This window comes from Geobacillus uzenensis (assembly GCF_002217665.1).
Classification (GTDB): domain Bacteria; phylum Bacillota; class Bacilli; order Bacillales; family Anoxybacillaceae; genus Geobacillus; species Geobacillus subterraneus.
Window position 1 is genome coordinate 101,960 of record NZ_NEWL01000001.1, and the last position, 21,291, is coordinate 123,250.

The window sequence follows — 21,291 nt, forward strand, 5'->3', positions numbered from 1 at the left end:
GACAATGAAAACAAGTATCGTTATACTAACTCACAATAAGCTAGACTATACAAAACAATGTATAGAAAGCATTCGCCAATATACAAGAGAAGGTACGTACGAAATTATCGTTGTTGATAACCGTTCTACGGACGGAACGGTGGAATGGTTGCAGTCACAAAAAGATATACGAACAATTTTTAATGCTAAAAATGTTGGTTTCCCTAAAGGATGCAACCAGGGAATACAGATTGCAGAAGGGGAAAACATTCTTTTACTAAATAACGATGTGGTTGTGACAAAACATTGGCTTGATCATTTGTTAGCTTGTTTATACAGCGCTGATGATATTGGAGCGGTCGGGCCAGTTACAAATTCTGCGGCTTATTATTCAACCATTCCCGTTCGTTATACGTCGATCGATGAAATGCATGAGTTTGCTTCCCAACATAATGTTTTAGATCCAAATAAATGGGAAGAACGATTAAAGTTAATTGGATTCTGTTTGCTCATTAAAAAAGAGGCAATAGAGAAAGTCGGGTTGTTGGACGAGCGCTTTACCCCAGGAAACTTTGAAGATGACGATTATTCTGTTCGTTTGCGACAGGCCGGTTATCGCTTAATGCTTTGTAACGATACGTTTGTCCACCATTACGGTAGTGTATCATGGAAAGACGACAGTAGCGGTTATTCGAAGTTGTTGCGAGAAAATCAAAAGAAGTTTGAAAAGAAATGGGGTGTTGATATTGATGCGTACACTATCGATTTGGAGATGTTGAGTCGAGTTGGGATGGATCATCACCGTGCTATCAATGTGTTACACATCGGCTGTGGGGCAGGGGCAACGTTGTTAAAAATAAAACATGAATATCCTCAAGCAGCGCTGTATGGCGTAGAACAAAATGCATTTGCTATCAAAGAAGCACAGCGATATGCATATGTAGCTTGCGATTTAGACGATACTCAAATAAAAAAACAGATGTTTGATCTTATTTTATATAGTAGCCGCACGATCCCGTTAGATGATCATTTACTTTGTTTCGTTGTTGAACATTTAAAACAGGATGGACAGTTTTTGGCACATGTACAAAATACCGGATACGTTCAGTTGCTTGAACAATTGATTGTTGGACGAAATCCTTTTACGGGTGGGGATTTTTATAGTTTAGGCCAATTAGAGGATTTGTTTAAGTCGCATTCATTATCCATGTCTATTACAGGTTTACTTTCTCCGGAAAATGACATGAAACATCGGTTAGTTGATCATTTAAAAGTATTGTACGGAGAAAAAGTGCAATTTTTACTTGCTGCAAAATCGTTTCTCGTATGTGCCAATAAACAAAAAACAAATATAAGGGAACTCATTGGGGATTTTGTTTCTAAAAAAGATCGTCACCAAATCTTGGAGCAGTTAAATGATATTTCTATCACTGAAGTTGTCGCTACAATAAGGAATATGAACGAAGCAGTCGAACTGCTGAATGAACTGGCGATTGAAAATTTTGCACAAGGCAATCACGAACATGTTTTGCCGTACTTGCAAGCGGCGTTCGAGTTGTGTTCAGATGATACAGATACGTTATACAATCTAGCATTTGTGTTGAACTCCTATGGCGAAAAAGAGCTAGCGAATCACTATTTATCATTGATTCGTCAACCGGATGGCGAAGTGAAAAAACTGTTTGAGGAGATCAATGAACAATCGTTGAAAAAAGCACAACAACTTGCCTTTTTGTTGCGCCGCCTCGAATTTGATATTGACGTTGAAGAGACAAAGCAATCGCTTGTTAATCAGTTGGCTCGTGGCGAAATTAATGAGCAACTCATCAAGGAAGTTATTGAGACAAGCATTATTCATAAAGTAAAAGTACTTCAAGCAATTGCGATCACTTGTTTCGAACAAGGACTGCATGAACAGGTATTGCCGTATTTACAACTTGCTTATGTGCAAGAACCAGAGAACATAGATACGTTATACAATCTAGGTTATGTGCTTCTTACTTACGGAGAGTACGGATTAGCCAAAGTATTTTTGGAAAAAATTCGGCATCCGGATAAGGAAGTGTTACAACTACTCGAAATTGCAAAAGAGGAGAGTCTTCGTCATGAATGACAAAAAAGTCGCCTTTATTTATTGTGTGAATAACAGGCAAATGTATGAAGAATCTGTCCGTTACGTCGGATCGCTTCATGTTCCGGAAGGATATGAAATTGAAATTATTTCTATTGAAGGAGCGAAAAGCATCACGTCCGGATATAATGAAGCAATGAAAAGGATAGATGCAAAGTATAAAGTGTATTTGCATCAAGATGTGTTCATAGTTAACAAAAATTTCTTATATGATATTATTGCTCTTTTTGAAAAGTATCCTAAATTAGGGATGATTGGAGTAGTTGGAGCGAAAACAATTCCGAGAAATGGAATTTGGTGGGAGAGCACGCAACGATTTGGAAAGGTTTATGACAGTCATACTGGAGAAATGAAGTTATTAAGTTTTAAGGAAACAGAACTAGAATATGAACCCGTTCAAGCTATCAACGGGTTAATCATGATTACTCAATACGATATCCCATGGCGAGAAGATTTGTTTACGGGTTGGCATTTTTATGATCTCTCCGAGTGTCAAGAATTTTTATTAGCGGGTTACGATGTAGGGGTTGTGCGCCAAAACGTGCCATGGTGTGTTCATGACTGCGGTATAGCGAGTGCGGAAAACGGATTTGATAATGATCGAAAAAAATTTGTTGATGTTTATGGGGAAAATGTTCAGAGATTAAACAAGACATTTCTTCCCCTTGTAAGCATACTAATTCCTACTTACAATCGTCCGCATTATTTTGAGCTTGCTTTACAAAGCGCTTTAAATCAAACATATGAAAATATTGAAGTTATTGTATGTGATGATAGCACGAATGATGAAACAGAAAAGTTAGTCAAAAAATATACTGCTAAATATAATAATTTAACTTATATCAAAAATCCAACTAGATTGGGACAATTTGAAAATGATATTAAGTTATTTAACCTTGCCAATGGAGAATATATTAACTATTTAATGGATGATGATTTATTCCATCCTCAAAAAATTGAAAAGATGATGAACTACTACCTTAATGATCAAAAAAATGAAATAACGTTAGTTACATCTCATAGGCAATTGATAGATGGAAATGGGAATTTATTGAAAGATTTTACGAGTACTAAAAGGCTTTTTGAAACGGACGCTATTATAGATGGGAAAGTATTAGGGGAATATATATTAAAAACGTTAATAAATTGTATTGGTGAACCCACTACTGTATTGTTTAGAAAGCGTGATTTGGATGAGCCGTTCGGTACTTTTGGTGGAAGAAAATATTTATGTAATGTAGACTTAGCATCATGGTTTAACCTTTTATTTAAAGGAAAAGCAGTTTATATTAGTGAAACACTAAGTTATTTTAGAATCCACGACAATCAACAGCTTCAGTCAGCTGAAATGTTGTTAAATGGAACAATAGATTATGCGCATATGATTATGGAATCTAGAAAAAAAGGCTTATTGCAAAAAGATAGAAACTATGAATTAACGTTAAAGCATTGGTTCAATTATACAAAAACAATTGCAAATAAAATAATAAATTCAAATGATTTAGACATAATTAGTGAATTGCAAAATTATCATTTACTAATGGAAGAAGAATATAATAAATTTGTTCAACCTAAGATATCTGTAGCTCTTGAAACACTAAAGAATACGTATGATCCAAAGGAAAAAAATTTAATCATCTTTTTTGTGCCAGGAGAAGACGGAATAACAGGTGGAATATTATCCATTTATTCAATATACGAGGAAACTAAAAAATTAAAGCACATTCACAATTGTGAAACGATTATGTGCACACTGCCTAATGATACGATTTTACTAAAAAATACAAATTTCAAAAATGACGTACCTATCTATCCGTTTGAACTAGTTATGAGTTATTTTAAACAACTTGAAAAGTGTATAATTCATATTCCTGAATGTTATACTGACTTTTTCTTAGATAATATTTCAGATTATGATAAGAAGACGCTAAAACAAATTTCGGAATTACAAATTAATTTATTAATACAAAATATTGATTTAGCCCCTTCTAGAAATACAATTGCTAAACTTTTTGATTATACAAGGGATGTTACTTGTACAACTGCACATAGACAGTATTCAACTAGAGAATATAGGGAAAAATTCGGAATACCTTTACATTATTTATCAGTTTGGGTAAGTCAAGAACAGTATAAATTTAAGAACTACGAGGATAAAGAAAACTTAATGGTTGTCTCTCCAGATCCGCATCCTTTAAAAGAAGAGATACTGAATAGAATCAAAAAAAGGTTTCCTTCATTAGAAATAGTTATAATAAAAAATTTAAAATATGAGGAATATAAGGATATTATTTCGCGAGCAAAATGGGCTTTAACTTTTGGTGAAGGATTAGATGGATATTTTGTTGAAACTGTATTTAGTGGAGGCATAAGTTTTGCCGTATATAATTCAAGCTTTTTTACGAGTGAGTTTAAATATCTGAAAACCGTTTATCAAGATTATATTGATTTATTAAATAAAATATGTAGAGATATAGAAAATTTAGATAATAAAAGGGAATTTAAGAAATATCATGAACAACAATTAGATATTGTAAAAGACTTGTATAGTTACGATGTATATGTCCGAAATGTAGCTTCTTTTTATAAAAAGCAATATACTTTTAAATGATATTTCAATAATTACTGTAGATGAGCGAATTTCATTATTTACCATAATGAATAAAGGTACTCTTATGCCACTTGGATCTGTTTTTGAATGGAGTCTAGTGACATTCCTTGTTGGGTCTCATGATAAATAAATTTAATGAGGTGATGAATTTTTCTGGATCTTGCCTTGGCCATGCCTTTCAAAAAATCACTGAAATGCTTCATTATGCGATAGGCATAGGTAAACTGAACGATGATCCAATATCGTTTGACGTCTCGTTAGTGGTGAATTTGATATCGGTTCAGGCCCAACGTTCCTTTCGTTTACCAAAAATAACTTTTCATCTACCAACGTTTAGCGTAATCGTCTAGGATTTCTTTATCGCTGAGTACCGTGTCTGTTACTCTAAAAACAGCGCAAATGTTCCGTGGTCATCGGCTGATCGCTTTTCTAATCAAACAATACCATCACATTGGGAATGTCTTGAGTGCCCATTCATACGAATAAAACGTTAATCAGAGAGAAGTAGATATGGTTATCTTTCTGTTTATTATGTCCATTATATATGATAAATTAAAGAATTCTACTCGTTGGGTTTTACAAAAGTTATATTAATATGTTTGCTAAATTTCTTTATAAAAGTAATAAATTATTTGTTTGTTATCGGTTACGCTATTATTGAAATAGTGAATTAACATTCCATGAATCAAAGCCTATATATTACTACATAATTGAATTTTGTCCATTAAAAAATTGGAAGGTATTGGGGTATGAGTCGAAAAAATGTTCTTGTATTTCCAGGAGCTACTGAGATTGGTTTAGAGATTTGGAGAGCCTTAAAAGATTGTAAAGATATAATGCTTTTCTCTGCTGGTAGTGAAATTCCTAATCATGCACCATATGTTTATTATAATCATTTTATTGTTCCTGACGTTAATAGCAATAGTGATTGGATATCTACTTTAAACAAAATTATATTGGAGCATCAAGTAGATTATATTTATCCAGCTCATGATGATGTAATTGTGGCGTTAGCTCTAAATAAAGACAAGATCAAAACTAAGATAATCTCATCTCCACTTGAGACTTGCTTAATATGTAGATCTAAAACCAAAACATATAAAAGGTTCGCAAAGTTATTACCGGTTCCTAAAATGTATAAAAATATAGATGAAATCGAGAATTATCCAGTGTTTGTTAAGCCAGATAAAGGACAGGGTGCCAAGGATGCACAAAAAGTTAATGATAAAAAGAGTTTGCAGCTTTTGTTAGAGAAAATACCTGATCTTGTGGTTTTAGAATATTTAAGTGGTAAAGAATACACTGTAGATTGTTTTACGGATAGGGAGAAAGGACTATTATTCTGTAGTGGAAGAGAGAGAGTTAGAACAAAAAGTGGCATATCAATGAATAGCAAACCAGTTAGTGAAGAACTTAACAAAAAGTTTCGTGAATATGCAAACATTATTTGTAAAGAGTTAGATATTTATGGTGCTTGGTTTTTCCAGCTCAAATTGGATAGTATGGGAGTATTCAAATTACTCGAAATTGCTCCAAGGATTAGTGGAACGATGTGTACACATAGAGTGTTAGGGATTAATTTTCCGTTACTAAGTATCTATGAAGAGGAACGAGTAGACCTAAAAATTTTGAAAAATGAATATCAAGTAGAAGTTGATAGAGCGTTAGTTAATAGATATAAACATAATATTAATTTTAATAAAGTATATGTAGATTTAGATGATACAATTATTATAAATGATAAACTTAATATACAATTAATAAGTTTTTTGTTTCAATGTTTAAACAACGGATGCAAAATTATCTTAATTACAAAAACAAATAGCAATCTGAATGATGTTTTGAGTAAATGGAGAATAGCAGATATATTTGATGAAGTTATTTGGATAAAAAAGGATCAATCAAAGGCAGACTTTATAAATCCAGAAGATGCAATTTTCATAGATGATAGTTTTGCTGAAAGAAAATCTGTTTTTGATAGGCATAAAATACCTACTTTTGATTGCAATATGATTGAACTATTAACAGATGAAAGGGTATAAACGTATGGAATTTAGGAAAATAGAAAATGTAGTTGTTAGTGAATTTGACAAGAGTTGCTATAAATTAATTAGGGAAAATATTAAAAGTTTTTTAGAAGAAAGTGCAGCTCAATACGATAAACCAACAATACGTGTATTAGATATAGCACCGCAAATTCATGAAGGCGCTAAAGCGTATTTTAAAAAAGCGTTAGTTGAAACACTTGACATTGATGATTCCTCTGGAGCAACTTATATAGCTGATATTACAAAATATAATGAGTTTTTACCTAATGAATATTTTGACATAATTGTTTGTACAGAGGTTTTAGAACATACTTTGAATCCATTTAAAGCAATAGAAGAAATTTATAGGTTATTAAAACCTTCTGGCATTTTACTTTTGAGTGTACCATTCAATTTTAGAATTCATGGTCCGTTACCGGATTGTTGGCGTTTTACGGAATTTGGACTAAATGTTCTGCTAAAAGATTTTACTCAGGTAGAAATTACTTCTCTTGATACAGAAAAACGCGATTTAATGCCAATACACTATACAGTTAAAGCTATAAAATAAATGTTATTTTATTAATGAGGAATTAAGCCAGTCGAAAGAGTTTTTCTTAAGTTTTTATGTTATTAACTGTAGATGAGTATTTTTCATTACAGTAATTTCCATTCCCTAAGAGACAAACAGGGGACCCCTTAGGCGACATGGAGCTGTTTTTTGATCACATCAATGGGAATATCTTGCTTTGCGGCGTCATAGATGCCGGCGGAAAACAGCGAATGTTTTCTTTACGGGCTCACTCAGCTGTTTCGCCAAGCCGGAGGCGTCCCGAGAAAACTGCGCATCGACAATTTGGCGGCGGCGGTGGTTTCGATTCGAAAAGGAGGTACCGTCAAGAATTTTGTGTAATGTAAGATAGATAGAGGGATCTCTGAATAGATAGGGTACTCCTTTCTCTGGAATGTGTTATGGCTAAATCAGAGAATACCCTACCTTTTTTCTTTTGGTCTAGCAAAATGCTTTACACAAACTTTTATACATCATCGGGCTTTGTATACCAAAAAGAAATAGGAGCTGTAATTCAGGTTGAAGATTATGAAATATTTCTAAAATTATGAACTGTATTTTATTGTAAGAAAAAATGCAAACCCATAAAGACAGTTTTGCTTACTAGTTTTATAATTTGTCTGTCGGGCAATGTACGCCATCGATCATTTATGAAATATTTTATTTCCACATATAAAACTAAACAGTAGGGTGTTTGACGTGATGATTTATAAAAAATGGCTCTACCATATCACCCACTATAGCAACCTTCCATCGATCCTTTGTCACGGTGGATTAGTGGCAAATAACGTGGCGAAGGTGAAAAGTGTATCGTATGTCAATATTGCGCATACACGTATACAAGATAGAAGGTTAACCACATTGGTTCCGCTTCCTCCTTATGGCACCTTGCATTATTATGTTCCTTTTTACTTTGCACCTAGGTCACCGATGTTATATGCTATTAACAAAGGACGTGTAGACGGGTACACAAAAGGACAAGATGAGATTATTTATCTTGTGTCTAGGACAGATGTGATCCATCATAGAGGATTAGGTTATGTGTTTACGGATGGGCATGCCATTATGAAATTTACTGATTTTTATAACGATTTAAAGAATTTGGACAAAATCGACTGGAACGTCATGCACTCTCAATTTTGGTTTGAAACGGAAGAGGACCCCGATCGGGAAAGAAGAAGGCAAGCGGAGTTTTTAGTGTATCAATTTGTTCCTATTGATATGATTTTAGGCATCGGGGTTAAAAATGATAAAATGAAGCAAAAAGTTGAAGAGATTATGTACCAATGTCATTGCCATAAACCGATAGCTGTCCGGCCGCATTGGTACTACTGAAGGAGGTGACGCAATGATCATCCTAAAACAAGGTAACCTCTTAGAAGATGAAGCAGAAGCTTTAGTGAATACAGTAAATTGTGTCGGTGTGATGGGGAAAGGAATCGCACTGCAATTTAAGCAAGCTTATCCGGAAATGTTTTCAGAGTATGAAAAGGCTTGCCGCCGCAAGGAAGTGCAACCAGGCAAAATGCATGTCGTTTCCACTAAATCGTTGTTGAACCCAAAATATATTATTAATTTTCCTACAAAACGCCATTGGAAAAATAAATCCCGGATGGAAGATATTGAACTAGGGTTGGCGGATTTGATAAAGGTGGTTAAGGAGCTTAATATAAAATCGATTGCGCTTCCGCCGCTTGGCTGTGGAAATGGCGGGCTTAGATGGGATGAAGTACGTCCTAAAATTGAAGCGGCTTTTAAGCATTTAAAAGAGGTGGAAGTGCATTTGTATGAGCCTGCAGGGAGCCCTAACCCTGATCAAATCAAAATACGTACAAAACCTCCAAAGATGACAAGATCTCGAGCGTTATTGCTAATGTTAATGAATGATTATTCCATTCCGGGGTATAAGTTGTCATTGCTGGAAGTTCAGAAGTTGGCTTATTTTCTTCAGGTTGTCGGCGAACCAATGAGATTGCGATTTGAGAAAGGGAAATACGGTCCGTATGCGGACAACTTAAATCATGTGCTACTGCGTTTGGACGGTCATTTTATTCGAGGTTTTGGAGACCGCAATCGGGATGCGGAAATTTATTTGCTACCGAATGCGGTACAAGAAGCTGAACAGTATTTGCAGGGTGATTCCGAAGCTGATGAACATTTAGAAAAAGTGCGGAATGTCATTCAAGGGTTTGAAACTCCATATGGGCTGGAATTGCTTTCGACCGTACATTGGGTTGTGAAAGAAAATCCGGATATAAAAGACGATGTTCGTTCCATTATTGAAGAAATTCACAACTGGAACGAACGAAAGCGGAAGATATTTAAAGAAAAGCATATTACAAAAGCTTGGCAACATTTGAAGGGAATAGGGATGCTTAATTAATAAAAAAATGCTTGTAGATAAGCCTTGCTCATTTAGGGAGTGAGGCTTTTATTATCAGTGTAAACCTTAATTTTTAAGAGTTTTTCGTTTTTTGATTTTCCCTACAAAACTGCATTCTAAACCTTTTGACATCCTATTGTTAAAATGAAATTATCATAATCCCCTGATTTTTATATGGAGTGCTTTTATTTTTCTCTTCCCCTTCACAACTCCCCATCTCCATCCGATATAAAACATAGATAGTGTTCATGCAAAGGAGCGGACGTAATGACGGTAGAGCGCGTTTCTTCTCATTCACTTTCTTATTTGTATGAAAATATTCGCAATGAAAAAGCCAGCAGCATGATCGAACCCCAGCAGCAACATCATACGAACAATTCGGAAACAACAGCGCAAGACATTCCAAAAGAAAAACTAGAAGAAGTAGTGAAAGGCTTAAACGAATTCCTTCAGCCAAGCCATACGTCGTTAAAGTTTGAGCTGCATGACGAGCTGCAGGAATATTACGTACAAATCATTGATGAGCGAACGGATGAGGTTATTCGCGAAATTCCGCCGAAGAAGCTGTTGGATATGTACGCGGCGATGATGGAATTTGTCGGGTTGATTGTCGATAAAAAAATTTAATGGTGGTGAGTGAATTTGGCAAGCAACATGCGCATTAGCGGTTTGGCAAGCGGGATGGATATTGATCAAATCGTCAAAGATTTGATGAAAGCAGAGCGGATGCCGCTGGATAAGCTCCAGCAAAAAAAGCAGCTGCTCGAGTGGCAGCGCGATGATTACCGGGCGATGAACACGCTGCTGCAAGGGCTGGATGATTACCTGTTTTCCAACATCACCCTCCAAAGCAGCATGCTCAAAAAAACGGTCTCAAGCTCGAATGAAGCGGCCGTGACGGCGACCGCGAGCTCCAGCGCGGCGAACGTGGCGACGACGATTCAGGTGAGTCAAGTGGCCACCTCGGCCGTCTGGCTGTCCGATGCCGCGGTGAGGGTGGACAAGGCGAGTTTTTCCGTTGCCGCTGATACGACGTTGACGATCAATGTGACGAACGGGGATGGAAGCACGAAGCAGGCGACGATCACGGTAAAACAAGGAACGACGTTAGACGGGTTGATCGCCCAGCTCAACAACAATGCCGATCTTGGCGTCAGCGCGTTTTACGATGAGCAAACCGGGCGGATTTCGATCATGAAAAAAGAGACGGGGGCGCAGGCGAGCTTGGTGCTCGCTGATCAGACGACGGCTGACTTTTTCGCGCAAAAGCTTGGGTTTACGGGAGCTGCGGCAGGGCAGGATTTGACAGGAAAAACAGCAGGGCAAGACGCGCAAGTGACGTTGAACGGCTTGACGACGACCCGTTCGTCGAACACGTTTACGATTAATGGCGTGACGTATACCGTGAAGGGAACGGGGACAGCGACGGTGTCGGTTTCGACCGATGTCGACGCGATGGTGAACGCGATAAAAGGGTTTGTCGATAAATACAATGAAGTGATCGCCAAAATCAACGCCGAGTTGAAAGAAGAGCGCTACCGCGATTATCCGCCGCTCACCGATGAGCAAAAAGAAGCGATGACGGAAAAACAAGTGGAGCTGTGGGAAGAAAAGGCGCGGAGCGGGATGCTTCGCGGCGATTCGATTTTGTCGAGCGCCCTCAGCCAAATGCGGATGGACTTGTACACGAAAGTGGAAGGGGCGAATATCCCGAGCGGGTTTTCACAGCTGGCGCAGCTTGGCATCACGACGTCATCGAACTACCTTGATGGCGGGAAATTGATCATTGACGAGACGAAGCTGCGGGAGAAAATCAAAGAAAACCCGGAAGCGGTGTATCAGCTGTTTAACCAAGATAGCACGAATGAGGCCGAGAAAGGCCTTGCCCGCCGCTTGCGTGATACAATTAAAGAAACGATCGGAAAGATTGAGCAAAAGGCGGGGAAGACGATTTGGACGAACCAGCAGTTTGCGATCGGGCGCGATCTCATCCAAATTAATGACCAAATTGACCGGTTTGAGGACCGGCTGAAATTGATCGAAGACCGCTACTACCGGCAGTTTACAGCGATGGAAGAGGCGATTCAGCGCGCCAATCAGCAAAGCATGTATTTAATGAACGCCTTCTTCGGCGGCGGGCAATAACGAGTGAAGGAGTGAAAAGACATGGCAACGAACAACCCGTATCAACAATATCAAACGAACGCCGTGCAGACAGCGTCGCCCGGTGAGCTGACGCTCATGTTGTATAACGGCTGTTTGAAGTTTATCAAACTCGCGCGCCAGGCGATCGAGACGGGCGATGTGGCGGCGCGCAATGAGAACTTGATTAAAGCGCAAAACATCATTTTGGAACTGATGAAGACATTGAAGATGGAGTATGACGTCGCGAAATCGATGATGATGATGTATGACTACATCTACCGCCGCTTGGTTGAGGCGAATGTGAAACACGATGCGGCGATTTTGGATGAGGTGGAAGGGTATGTCACGGAGTTTCGCGATACGTGGAAGCAAGTGATTCAGCTGAATCGGCAGCGGCAATACGCGGAAGGCGGACAGGTGTAATGGGCGTGGTGCACGATGTTTGGTTGGTGACGAAGCAGCTGCTTGAAGCGACCGCGCTGCCGTGGCCAGCCGAGGAGCGCGAGGCGCGGCTTGTGCAAGTCGATGAGCTGCTTCGGCGGCGTGGGGAGTGGCTTCGGGAGTTGCGGCCGCCATACAGTGAGGAAGAGCAGCGGCTTGGCTGCGAGATCGTCGCCTGGAATCAGGAGATTGAGGCGCGGCTTCGTCAAGTGCGCGATGAGATTCGCGGCGACTTGCGGATGGCGGGGGCGAAACGGCAGGCGAACGCCCGCTATGTTCACCCGTACGAGCAGCCGCTTTCGTTTGACGGGATGTTTTACGATAAACGGCGATAGGTGGGATTTCAGATGGCGGAATTGACAAGCGCGGCGCTGAATATCATCCGCCAATACGCGGCGCTGCTTGAGACGATCGAAGAAGGGCTCGATTATGTGGAGGCGAGTTTTTCCGACCCGCAGCGGATGCATGCGGACGTGCTGCTTTCGGATGTGTTGCTGGCGCTTGGGAAAATCGGCGAGACGAACGTGTATCTAGAGCAGCTGTTCGCTGAGGAGAACGATTTCGTCCGTCATCTTGAACGGTTTGTCGATGTGCTCGACGCGGCCGCGGCACTTGACGGGCAGTTTTCTGATGCAGCGGCAAAGGAGCGGATTGTTTGCGGACGGTTGTCACCGGCGTTTCAAGCTTGGAAGGCGGCGGTTTCCGGCCGGTTGCGGCGGTATGTCGTGCAGTGAAGAACGAACGGCGGCGCTTTGGCAGCCATTCAAGCGAAAGCGGGTGTCCTCTTGATGGGTCGAGGGCACCCGCTTTTGTGCGGCAGGGCGAATGAGACAAAGCGTTCGTTCGCCTGTTTTTGCTGTGGGCGGCAAGGGGGTCAAATGGCCTTGACAATGGTGATGTTCATTTCTTTTCGCAAGTCAATCTCATAAGGGCTTTTCAGCTCCTCGCCCGCAGGGTTTTTGATGACACGGACGATCGGGCGGAGCGGAAAGCCTGGAAACACTTGCGAGACGACGCCGACGTACCCGGTGTTGAGCAGGACGGTTGTGGCGACCGGGTAAATGGCGATGTAGGAAAGAAAGAGCTTAATGAGTTCGTAGTCTAACTCACATTTCGCACCCTAACAAGGTCAAAACAAAGGATTTTTTATTTAGTTTTTCAGAATAACTTTTTGACCAACACGACAAGCGATGGCAATCCTTTTTTTACCATCGCTAGTCGTTCCATATGACGTTACACGTAAATGCTCTCATCCATTCCCAATCCTTGCAGAATCCTTCGCTGCTCGTAGGTGAGCGGTTTTCCTAGCGCGCGTTGGATGCGTCCATCCGGCAGCTTGAGGAGGACGACTTTCACATACTCAAACAACTGAAAAATCGCTTGCCCGGTCGGTCGGGTCAGCTTGCGGCCTCCGGCGCCCTTTAACGGGCGTTCTGGTGTGATGAACTGACGCACCCGGCGCTGAAAGACGCGGTAAATCGCCAAGGCCAAGAGAAATAAATAGCCCAACACCGCCACCCGTTCTGGCTTTTTGACGTAAATCTCGTCGGTGAAGAACGGATCTTTGAGAAAGGAGAAGTTCATTTCCACCGAGATTTGCCCTTTATACAACTTCAAGATTTCTCGAGCATCCATCGTTCGGCCTTTCCATTCCTTCGGAACGGTCGTGACGAGGACAAACCGGGACGCTTTCCGTCTTGCCTGTTCCCATGCCTGTTGGTGGAATTCGACGTCCAGGCGCAAAAGATACAGCGTCTCCACCTCGGGTTCCACCCCTTTTTTCGGCCGGCCGCGCCGTTTTTTCGGGCGCACGATCTCTTCGACCGCGGCCTTGACCCGATGAAACCGGGGGCGAAGGGACGCCTTGAGGGACGCCAAGGCTTGTTCGGCGTCTTCGCGGCAGGAGAAGGGGTGACGCTCCCAACGGGCTTGTTCCTCGCGAAGAAGCTCCGCTTCTTTGACCCGCTCTTTTTCGAGCGTTTTTCCTTTGCGCTGGTCGAGTGCGCTCGATTCGACGACGATCAGCCGAACGGGGTGGCCTTCATACGTCGAGGCCGTTTCCCATACCCGGTACGCCGCGCCGTTTTTCTCGGCCAACGAAAAGGAGTCGCTCCACGCTGGATCGGGTTGGACATCCGCTTCCGCCAGAGCAGCTTTGACGATTCGGAGCGACGATGGGCCTCTCGTGATCAAAAAGGCGTTGGCGGCTTTCGTCTGCGCCAGAGTGTCTTTCATAAATCTCACAAATTTGAACATCCATGGTGGACAAACTCCTTTGCATTCCTTGTGTGTCAAGGATTCATTCCACATCGATGCAAAAAAATCCTCCCGATTTTCGTCGGAAGGGTGCGAAATGTGAGGTCTAACATGCCGCCGGCGGCGGATAAGTATTCGGCCGCTTCGTGCGGAGAATATTGCTTCCGATGGTAGCGCGCCGATGTCAAGGCGTCAAAGACGTCGGCGATGGCGACGATGCGCGCGTATTCGTGAATGTCCTTGCCCGATAAGGCGCGCGGGTAGCCGCTGCCGTCACACCGCTCGTGGTGCTGCAAGGCGCAATGGGCGGAAAAGAGCGAAATGTTGCGCTGGCGCCGCAGCAGTTCGAAGCCGAGGTACGTATGGCGGCGGATGATGTCCTGTTCCTCTTCCGTCAGCGCCCCTTTTTTCCGCCAAAGCCCATCAGGAAGCTGGGTCATGCCGATGTCAAACAGCAGCGCGCCGATGCCAAGGTCGAGCAGCTGCTCGGGGCGGTAGCCTTTGGCGATGCCGATGACGCCCGCGATCGTGGCGACGTTGACCGAATGGTGGAAAAAGTAGCCGCTTGAGATGACCAAGTCGGATAGGTTAATCAACAAGTTCTCCTGTCGGAGCAAATAGTCCAAAATGTCTTTGAACACGTTTTCGTACTCTTTCCCTAAATCGAGCGAGGAGACGCGGCGGAGCAGCTTTTTTTGCTCGATGAGGGCCGTCATCGTGTCGTACACTTTTTTCACCGCCTGCTGGCGTACGGTTGGACTGATGAGCGGGCGCGGGCGGATGTCATATGTTTGCTTGTCATCGATATAAATGTACTGTAGATGAGTATTTTTCATTACAGTAATTTCCATTCCCTAAGAGACAAACAGGGGACCCCTTAGGCGACATGGAGCTGTTTTTTGATCACATCAATGGGAATATCTTGCTTTGCGGCGTCATAGATATTCATGAGACATGAACCTCCTTGTGGGTAGTTGGTAGCACATCTATTCTAACCAAGGAATCGGGTTCATGTCTCCTTTTTTGTTTAGTTTGTAAATTTATGTTAGCAAATTTGCTCATCTACAGTAAATGTATTGAACCCCTTTTTGCGCTAAAGAGCGAATGTAGCTGTTTGTGAGCCGCACGCCGCGCGAGAGCAGCACGCCGCCGTTGGCAGAAAACAGGTCGACCGCGAGCACGTCGCCGCTTTTTGCATGGGAAATATGGACCTTTCTCATTCGTTTACACACTCCGTATGCCTAACATCATAAGAAAAAATGCCTATGCTTATATTACCATATTTTCCTATGATTTTCACAAAATCTTCAAAAATATTTTTGATTGAAGCAGGGGTTTGATGGGTAAGTAAAGAATGTAGGGAGTTATAGTTTGAAAATAAGGAGTGGTCAGCGATGATGTATAACATTCGCGGAGAAAACATCGAAGTAACGCCAGCTTTGCGCGAGTACGTGGAGAAAAAAATCGGGAAACTGGAACGCTACTTTGATGGCACCGATGACGTGCATGTGCACGTTAACTTGAAAGTATACAACGACGGACAAGGCAAAATCGAGGTGACCATTCCGATTCCGCATCTGTTGTTGCGCGCCGAGGAGCGCCACGACGATATGTATGCGGCCATTGATTTAGTAACCGATAAATTGGAGCGGCAAATCCGCAAGCATAAAACGAAAGTCAATCGGAAGCTGCGCGACCGCGAGAAGGAAGTGAAGCTGGCCGCCCCTGTGCCAAACGGCGCTGCTGCGGCGGAGAGCGAAGATGAATTTGAAATCGTGCGCACGAAACATTTCAGCTTAAAACCGATGGACAGCGAGGAAGCGATTTTGCAGATGAATTTGTTAGGACACAATTTCTTTATTTTTACGAACGCCGAAACGAATCGGACCAACATCGTCTACCGCCGCAAAGACGGAAGATACGGATTGATCGAGGCGAATTGAACAACTCTTCTATGCGCATCCCCTGCTTTTTTTGGCAGGGGATGTTATAATATGTGTGAAAAGAGCAAAAGGGGGGAGAACGATGGAGGAACTGTTGCGTCAAATATTGTCCAAGTTGGATAACATGGAAAAAGGATTTTTGGCGTTTCAAGAAGAAACTCGCCAACGGTTCACGCAGATTGATGAACGGTTTACCCGAATTGACGAACGGTTTACCCGAATTGACGAACGGTTTGCGCAGATTGATGAACGGTTTGCGCAGATTGATGAACGGTTTGCCCAGATTGATGAGCGATTTGCCCAGATTGATGAGCGATTTGCCCGTATTGACGAACGGTTTGTCCAGATTGACGGGCGGTTTGCGCAGATTGATGAGCGATTTGCCCAGATTGATGAGCGATTTGCCCAGATTGATGAGCGATTTGCCCAGATTGATGAGCGATTTGCCCAGATTGATGAGCGATTTGCCCGTATTGACGAACGGTTTGTCCAGATTGACGGGCGGTTTGCGCAGATTGATGAGCGATTTGCCCGGATTGACGAATGCTTTGCTCAAATGAATGAGCGTTTTGTGCAGATCGATGGCCGTTTGGCAGACATGAGTGGGCAAATTGGTTCACTGACGACTCGTGTTGAAGCGCTTGAAGGCCGCGTCGATGAAATGAACAAGCGCATTAGCCGCCTTGAACAAGAAACGGGAGAGGTGAAAGTACGATTAGACCGTGTAGAAGCGGAGTTGGCGGAAGTGAAAGAAACGCTTCATCGCGTCGAAACGCAGCTTGTGGATGATGTGCAAATATTGCTTCGCAAAATTCATGAAAAAGTAGAGGAGAAAAGTTTTGAAATTTATGCGCTGAATCGGCGCCTTCACCATGCGGAAGCGGCGATTGAGCAGCTTCAGTCCAAGGCGTGATCCCCTCTCTTGGACATGCCCCTCTCTCAGCCTGTACAACAGTTGTCACTGATCCCTGTAAATGATATGATGAATAAGTAAGTCCATTGAAAAACAAGGAGCGTTTCCTATGCTTGGAGTCTTAAAAAAGGTATTCGACCCGAACAAGCGCCAGTTGGCACGGCTTGAGAAGATCGCAGACCAAGTCGATGCGCTCGGGCCGGAGATGGCGCGATTGTCGGATGAACAGCTGCGGCAAAAGACCGAGGAGTTTAAAGCCCGCTACCGGCAGGGCGAATCGCTGGATGATCTGCTTGTGGAAGCGTTCGCGGTTGTGCGCGAAGGGGCGAAGCGCGTTCTCGGCTTATATCCATATAAAGTACAAATTATGGGCGGTGTCGTCCTCCATGAAGGCGACATCGCCGAGATGAAAACCGGGGAAGGGAAAACGTTGACGGCGACGATGCCGGTCTACTTAAACGCCTTGACTGGGCGCGGGGTGCATGTGGTCACCGTCAACGAATATTTGGCGTCGCGCGACGCGACGGAAATGGGTGAGCTGTACAAGTTTTTAGGATTGACAGTCGGCTTGAATTTAAGCGGCATGTCGCGCGAGGAGAAACAGGCGGCGTACAACGCCGATATTACGTACGGGACGAACAACGAGTTCGGCTTTGACTATTTGCGCGACAACATGGTGCTGTATAAAGAGCACATGGTGCAGCGCCCGCTTTATTTTGCCGTTGTTGACGAGGTTGACTCGATTTTGATCGATGAGGCGCGGACGCCGCTCATCATTTCCGGAACGGCGCAAAAGTCGACGAAGCTGTATGTGCAGGCGAATGCGTTCGTGCGCACGCTCCGCAAAGATGTTGATTATACGTATGATGAAAAATCGAAAAGCGTCCAGCTGACCGAGGAAGGGATGAACAAAGCCGAGCGGGCGTTTGGCATCGACAACCTATTTGATTTGAAACATGTCACGCTCAACCATCATATTCAGCTGGCGCTGCGGGCGCATGTGACGATGCAGCGCGATGTCGATTACGTCGTGCAAGACGGCAAAGTGATCATCGTCGACCCGTTCACCGGGCGCTTGATGCACGGCCGCCGCTACAGCGACGGGCTCCATCAGGCGATCGAGGCGAAGGAAGGCTTGGAGATTCAAAACGAGTCGATGACGCTTGCCACGATTACATTCCAAAACTACTTCCGCATGTATGAAAAATTGGCGGGGATGACCGGGACGGCGAAAACGGAGGAAGAGGAGTTCCGCAACATTTACAACATGCGCGTCGTCGTCATTCCGACAAACCGTCCGGTCATTCGTGAAGACCGTCCTGATTTGATTTACCGGACGATGGAAGGGAAATTCCGCGCGGTCGTTGAGGACATCGCCGCCCGCCATGCGAAAGGGCAGCCGGTGTTGGTCGGCACGGTGGCGATCGAGACGTCGGAGCTATTGTCTGAGATGCTGAAAAAACGAGGCATTCCGCATAACGTCTTAAACGCGAAAAACCATGCGAAAGAGGCGGAGATCATTGCCCAAGCGGGGCAGAAAGGCGCGGTGACGATCGCGACGAACATGGCCGGGCGCGGGACGGACATTAAGCTCGGCGAAGGGGTCAAGGAGCTTGGCGGGTTGGCTGTCATTGGCACGGAGCGGCATGAAAGCCGACGGATCGACAACCAGCTGCGCGGCCGTTCCGGACGCCAAGGCGACCCGGGGGTGTCGCAGTTTTACTTGTCGCTTGAAGACGAGCTGATGCGCCGCTTCGGCTCCGAGAGCTTGATGGCGATGATGGATCGGCTCGGCATGGACGATTCGCAGCCGATTCAAAGCAAAATGGTGACACGGGCGGTCGAGTCGGCGCAAAAACGGGTGGAAGGCAACAACTTTGACGCCCGCAAACAGCTGCTTCAGTACGACGATGTGCTGCGCGAACAGCGGGAAATCATTTATCGCCAGCGCTTTGAGGTCCTTGATGCCGACAATTTGCGCGGCATTGTCGAAAAAATGATCCAGTCAGTCATCGAGCGCGTTGTCAACGCTCATACGCCGAAAGAAGATTTGCCGGAAGAGTGGAACCTAAAAGGGCTCGTTGATTATCTCAATGCCCACTTGCTTCCGGAGGGCGATGTGACGGAAAGCGATTTGCGCGGCAAAGAGCCGGAAGAAATGATCGAGCTCATTTGGAAGAAAGTGAAAGCGCGCTATGATGAAAAAGAAACGCACATTCCGTCCGAGCAAATGCGCGAATTTGAACGGGTCATCGTGCTGCGCGCTGTCGATATGAAATGGATGAACCATATCGATGCGATGGAGCAGCTCCGCCAAGGCATCCATTTGCGCGCTTACGGACAGGTTGATCCGCTCCGCGAATACCAAATGGAAGGCTATGCGATGTTTGAAAACATGATCGCGTCGATCGAAGAGGAAGTCGCGACGTATATGATGAAGGCGGAAATCCATCATAACCTCGAGCGCCAGGAAGTGGCGAAAGGCGAGGCGGTTCACCCGAAAGAAGATGGCGAGGAGCCGAAGAAAAAACCGGTCCGCAAGGCGGTGCGCGTCGGCCGCAACGACCCGTGCCCGTGCGGCAGCGGGAAAAAATATAAACATTGTTGCGGAAGAGCGGTATAACCGTTTATAAATAATTAAGGGAGGCATCGCCTCCCTTTTGAATGGCAAATACAAATCAGGCGCATACGATATTCATGATGAGGTGAGGACAACATGATCGATTTGGTGGAAATTAAGCAAGAGTTAGAGAAAATGGCTAAGCGATTAGCGGAAATCAGGGGGTCTCTTTGACCTCGAAACAAAGCAGGCGCGCATTCGTGAACTAGAAGAGCAAATGGCCGCACCCGGCTTTTGGGATGACCAGAAAGCGGCGCAGGCGGTCATTTCCGAAGCGAATGCGCTCAAAGAACGAGTCGGCGAGTTTGAATCGCTTGAAGAACGGTTTGAGAACTTGGAAGTGACGTACGAGTTGTTGAAAGAGGAGCCGGATGACGAGCTGCAGGCTGAGCTTGTAGCAGAGGCGAAAAAATTGACGAAAGACTTCAGCGCGTTTGAGCTGCAGCTGTTGCTCAATGAGCCGTACGACCAAAATAACGCCATTTTGGAGCTTCACCCGGGCGCGGGCGGCACGGAATCGCAAGACTGGGCGTCGATGCTGCTGCGCATGTACACGCGCTGGGCGGAGAAAAAAGGATTTAAAGTCGAAATGCTTGATTATCTCCCGGGCGAGGAAGCCGGGGTGAAAAGCGTCACTTTGCTCATTAAAGGGCATAACGCGTACGGCTACTTAAAGGCGGAAAAAGGGGTGCACCGGCTTGTGCGCATCTCCCCGTTTGACGCCTCAGGCCGCCGCCATACGTCGTTCGTGTCATGCGAAGTCGTGCCGGAGATGGACGACAACATTGAAATTGAGATTCGTCCGGAAGAGCTGAAAATCGACACGTACCGCTCCAGCGGCGCGGGCGGGCAGCACGTCAACACGACCGACTCGGCGGTGCGCATCACCCACTTGCCGACCGGGATTGTCGTCACGTGCCAGTCGGAGCGGTCGCAAATTAAAAACCGCGAAAAAGCGATGAATATGTTAAAGGCGAAGCTGTATCAAAAGAAAATGGAGGAGCAGCAAGCCGAACTCGCTGAACTGCGCGGCGAGCAAAAAGAAATCGGCTGGGGCAACCAAATCCGCTCCTACGTCTTCCATCCGTACTCGCTCGTGAAAGACCACCGGACGAACGTCGAGGTCGGCAACGTGCAAGCGGTGATGGATGGGGAAATCGATGTGTTCATAGACGCGTATTTGCGCGCGAAGTTGAAGTAAAGGGCGATCATCGGATCGTCCTTTTTCGTTTCAAAAATCATTTTTCTGATTTTGACGCATCTGCATCCCC

The 21,291-nt window shown here is 44.1% G+C and carries 17 protein-coding genes and 1 pseudogene; 15 read left to right on the forward strand and 3 right to left on the reverse strand.

Annotation, left to right across the window (positions count from 1 at the left end):
• Positions 1-4: 4 nt before the first annotated feature.
• The 11 genes from B9L21_RS00430 (at position 5) to B9L21_RS00480 (ending at position 13,022) form a co-directional block, all read left to right on the forward strand.
• Positions 5-2,092, forward strand: coding sequence for a glycosyltransferase (locus B9L21_RS00430; protein WP_063164738.1), 2,088 nt, complete (start codon positions 5-7; stop codon positions 2,090-2,092).
• Positions 2,085-4,721, forward strand: coding sequence for a glycosyltransferase (locus tag B9L21_RS00435; protein WP_063164739.1), 2,637 nt, complete (start codon positions 2,085-2,087; stop codon positions 4,719-4,721). The genes B9L21_RS00430 and B9L21_RS00435 overlap by 8 nt, the downstream gene beginning before the upstream one ends.
• 749 nt (positions 4,722-5,470) lie before the next feature.
• Positions 5,471-6,763, forward strand: coding sequence for an ATP-grasp domain-containing protein (locus tag B9L21_RS00440; RefSeq protein ID WP_063164740.1), 1,293 nt, complete (start codon positions 5,471-5,473; stop codon positions 6,761-6,763).
• A gap of 4 nt (positions 6,764-6,767) precedes the next feature.
• The gene (locus B9L21_RS00445; protein ID WP_063857325.1) at positions 6,768-7,319 is read left to right on the forward strand and encodes a class I SAM-dependent methyltransferase; all 552 of its coding nucleotides are present in this window, start codon (positions 6,768-6,770) and stop codon (positions 7,317-7,319) included.
• A 702-nt stretch (positions 7,320-8,021) separates the two neighbouring features.
• Positions 8,022-8,654 (forward strand): DUF4433 domain-containing protein, encoded by a 633-nt coding sequence (locus B9L21_RS00450; protein ID WP_063164748.1) that lies wholly within the window; start codon positions 8,022-8,024, stop codon positions 8,652-8,654.
• A gap of 13 nt (positions 8,655-8,667) precedes the next feature.
• Positions 8,668-9,702, forward strand: coding sequence for a macro domain-containing protein (locus B9L21_RS00455; protein ID WP_011232587.1), 1,035 nt, complete (start codon positions 8,668-8,670; stop codon positions 9,700-9,702).
• Positions 9,703-9,969: 267 nt separating this feature from the next.
• Complete coding sequence (gene flaG / locus B9L21_RS00460) at positions 9,970-10,329, forward strand: flagellar protein FlaG (protein WP_050367809.1); 360 nt, start codon at positions 9,970-9,972, stop codon at positions 10,327-10,329.
• A 15-nt stretch (positions 10,330-10,344) separates the two neighbouring features.
• On the forward strand, positions 10,345-11,847 hold the full coding sequence (locus B9L21_RS00465) for a flagellar hook-associated protein 2 (protein ID WP_063164749.1): 1,503 nt from the start codon (positions 10,345-10,347) through the stop codon (positions 11,845-11,847).
• A gap of 21 nt (positions 11,848-11,868) precedes the next feature.
• The gene (fliS, locus tag B9L21_RS00470) at positions 11,869-12,270 is read left to right on the forward strand and encodes a flagellar export chaperone FliS (protein WP_063164750.1); all 402 of its coding nucleotides are present in this window, start codon (positions 11,869-11,871) and stop codon (positions 12,268-12,270) included.
• A complete protein-coding gene (locus B9L21_RS00475; protein WP_063164751.1) occupies positions 12,270-12,623 on the forward strand; it encodes a flagellar protein FliT in 354 nt (117 codons plus the stop codon). Before fliS ends, B9L21_RS00475 begins: the two co-directional genes overlap by 1 nt.
• A 12-nt stretch (positions 12,624-12,635) precedes the next feature.
• Entirely contained in the window at positions 12,636-13,022 is a 387-nt protein-coding gene (locus tag B9L21_RS00480) for a hypothetical protein (RefSeq protein ID WP_063164752.1), read from the forward strand.
• 499 nt (positions 13,023-13,521) lie between these two features.
• On the opposite strand, the pseudogene B9L21_RS00490 reads toward B9L21_RS00480, so the two are convergent.
• The 3 genes and pseudogenes from B9L21_RS00490 to B9L21_RS17160 all read right to left on the reverse strand — a co-directional run.
• Positions 13,522-14,520: pseudogene (locus tag B9L21_RS00490) on the reverse strand (IS1634 family transposase); the annotation flags it as partial.
• A gap of 59 nt (positions 14,521-14,579) precedes the next feature.
• Positions 14,580-15,380, reverse strand: coding sequence for an HD-GYP domain-containing protein (locus B9L21_RS00495; protein WP_225995600.1), 801 nt, complete (start codon positions 15,378-15,380; stop codon positions 14,580-14,582).
• Positions 15,381-15,602: 222 nt separating this feature from the next.
• Positions 15,603-15,764 carry a hypothetical protein gene (locus B9L21_RS17160; protein ID WP_225995601.1) on the reverse strand — a complete coding sequence of 54 codons (162 nt, stop codon included), beginning with the start codon at positions 15,762-15,764 and terminating at the stop codon, positions 15,603-15,605.
• Positions 15,765-15,938: 174 nt separating this feature from the next.
• On the opposite strand from B9L21_RS17160, the gene hpf reads away from it, so the two are divergent.
• From hpf to prfB, 4 genes are all read left to right on the forward strand, one after another.
• Entirely contained in the window at positions 15,939-16,487 is a 549-nt protein-coding gene (gene hpf, locus B9L21_RS00500; protein ID WP_063164754.1) for a ribosome hibernation-promoting factor, HPF/YfiA family, read from the forward strand.
• Positions 16,488-16,569: 82 nt separating this feature from the next.
• Positions 16,570-17,400, forward strand: coding sequence for a hypothetical protein (locus B9L21_RS00505; protein WP_063164755.1), 831 nt, complete (start codon positions 16,570-16,572; stop codon positions 17,398-17,400).
• A gap of 109 nt (positions 17,401-17,509) precedes the next feature.
• Positions 17,510-20,023, forward strand: a complete 2,514-nt coding sequence (secA, locus tag B9L21_RS00510; protein WP_063164756.1) for a preprotein translocase subunit SecA — start codon at positions 17,510-17,512, stop codon at positions 20,021-20,023.
• Between the two features lie 93 nt (positions 20,024-20,116).
• Positions 20,117-21,221, forward strand: a protein-coding gene (gene prfB / locus B9L21_RS00515; RefSeq protein WP_143424826.1) for a peptide chain release factor 2 whose coding sequence is annotated in 2 segments (ribosomal slippage) — positions 20,117-20,191 and positions 20,193-21,221 — 1,104 coding nt in all. Because the reading frame shifts where the segments join, the coding sequence is not laid out codon by codon here.
• Positions 21,222-21,291: the final 70 nt, after the last annotated feature.

What these genes read in the sequence shown, in the direction of transcription:
- B9L21_RS00430 (WP_063164738.1), top strand. Translation starts at nt 5, where the DNA reads ATGAAAACAAGTATCGTTATACTAACTCACAATAAGCTAGACTATACA.
- B9L21_RS00435 (WP_063164739.1), top strand. Translation starts at nt 2,085, where the DNA reads ATGAATGACAAAAAAGTCGCCTTTATTTATTGTGTGAATAACAGGCAA.
- B9L21_RS00440 (WP_063164740.1), top strand. Translation starts at nt 5,471, where the DNA reads ATGAGTCGAAAAAATGTTCTTGTATTTCCAGGAGCTACTGAGATTGGT.
- B9L21_RS00445 (WP_063857325.1), top strand. Translation starts at nt 6,768, where the DNA reads ATGGAATTTAGGAAAATAGAAAATGTAGTTGTTAGTGAATTTGACAAG.
- B9L21_RS00450 (WP_063164748.1), top strand. Translation starts at nt 8,022, where the DNA reads ATGATTTATAAAAAATGGCTCTACCATATCACCCACTATAGCAACCTT.
- B9L21_RS00455 (WP_011232587.1), top strand. Translation starts at nt 8,668, where the DNA reads ATGATCATCCTAAAACAAGGTAACCTCTTAGAAGATGAAGCAGAAGCT.
- flaG (WP_050367809.1), top strand. Translation starts at nt 9,970, where the DNA reads ATGACGGTAGAGCGCGTTTCTTCTCATTCACTTTCTTATTTGTATGAA.
- fliS (WP_063164750.1), top strand. Translation starts at nt 11,869, where the DNA reads ATGGCAACGAACAACCCGTATCAACAATATCAAACGAACGCCGTGCAG.
- B9L21_RS00475 (WP_063164751.1), top strand. Translation starts at nt 12,270, where the DNA reads ATGGGCGTGGTGCACGATGTTTGGTTGGTGACGAAGCAGCTGCTTGAA.
- B9L21_RS00480 (WP_063164752.1), top strand. Translation starts at nt 12,636, where the DNA reads ATGGCGGAATTGACAAGCGCGGCGCTGAATATCATCCGCCAATACGCG.
- B9L21_RS00495 (WP_225995600.1), bottom strand. Translation starts at nt 15,380, where the DNA reads ATGAAAAATACTCATCTACAGTACATTTATATCGATGACAAGCAAACA.
- B9L21_RS17160 (WP_225995601.1), bottom strand. Translation starts at nt 15,764, where the DNA reads ATGAGAAAGGTCCATATTTCCCATGCAAAAAGCGGCGACGTGCTCGCG.
- hpf (WP_063164754.1), top strand. Translation starts at nt 15,939, where the DNA reads ATGATGTATAACATTCGCGGAGAAAACATCGAAGTAACGCCAGCTTTG.
- B9L21_RS00505 (WP_063164755.1), top strand. Translation starts at nt 16,570, where the DNA reads ATGGAGGAACTGTTGCGTCAAATATTGTCCAAGTTGGATAACATGGAA.
- secA (WP_063164756.1), top strand. Translation starts at nt 17,510, where the DNA reads ATGCTTGGAGTCTTAAAAAAGGTATTCGACCCGAACAAGCGCCAGTTG.